A 1,089-nucleotide genomic window follows, 5' to 3' on the forward strand; every position below is an offset into this window, starting at 1 on the left:
GCCTGTGTTGATGCGCTCAATGGCGATGGACAGCAAGCAAGGTTCGAACAGTTACCAAGACTCGACTCTTGTAATTCGTGACCAAGTGGATGTGGTTTACAAATTAAAATAATTTGTTTTGGTAACACAAAAAGAAAAGGCACGGATAATCCCTGCCTTTGTTGTATGGATTCTTCTTAATGAAGAATACGAGCACGAATCGTGCCTTCAATGCTTTTCAGCTTCGTTAGTGCTTCTTCTGAACGCTCAGTTTCCACATCAATAACTACGTAGCCGATCTCAGCTTCAGTTTGTAGGTACTGCGCTGCGATGTTGATGCCTTCTTCTGCGAAGATGGTGTTAATTTGAGTCAGAATACCTGGGCGGTTTTTGTGAATGTGCAGTAAGCGAGAGCACTCACGACCGTGTTCAGGCAGAGATACTTCAGGGAAGTTAACGCTTGATAGTGTTGAACCATTATCTGAATATTTCGCCAGTTTACCCGCTACTTCCACGCCGATGTTTTCTTGTGCTTCTTGAGTAGAGCCGCCCACGTGTGGCGTTAGAATGACGTTATCGAATTTCTGTAGTGGAGATTCAAACGGGTCAGCGTTTGTTTTTGGTTCAACTGGGAATACGTCGATTGCTGCGCCAGCTAAGTGACCTGCTTCTAGGCTGTGGCAAAGCGCAGGAATATCAACAACGGTACCGCGAGCGGCGTTGATGAAGATTGCGCCAGGTTTCATGCGAGCAAATTCTTCTTCGCCCATCATATTCTTCGTTTCAGGTGTTTCTGGTACGTGCAGCGAAATAACATCACATTTGTTTAGCAGCTCGCTCATCGTGTGGATTTGCGTTGCGTTGCCAAGTGATAGTTTGTTTTCGATGTCGTAGTAGTACACGCGCATACCTAAGTTTTCAGCAATAATGCCCAGCTGAGTACCGATATGGCCGTAACCAATGATGCCAAGGCGTTTACCACGCGCTTCGTAAGAGTTGTCTGCGCTCTTCTTCCAAATACCACGGTGTGCCAAGGCGTTCTTTTCAGGAATCCCACGAAGGAGCAGAAGAATCTGACCAAGCACGAGCTCAGCTACACTTCGCGTATTT

1 protein-coding gene and 1 pseudogene are annotated in these 1,089 nt (G+C 46.4%); one reads left to right on the forward strand and one right to left on the reverse strand.

All coding sequences use genetic code 11. The features are described from left to right. A pseudogene (locus R7P74_RS24985) lies at positions 1-112 on the forward strand (oxidative stress defense protein); the annotation flags it as partial. Positions 113-176: 64 nt separating this feature from the next. On the opposite strand, the gene serA reads toward R7P74_RS24985, so the two are convergent. Next, positions 177-1,089, reverse strand: a 913-nt coding sequence (serA, locus tag R7P74_RS24990; RefSeq protein WP_318123329.1) for a phosphoglycerate dehydrogenase, incomplete at its 5' end; no start/stop codon positions are given.

Source organism: Vibrio sp. 2033, from assembly GCF_033339735.1.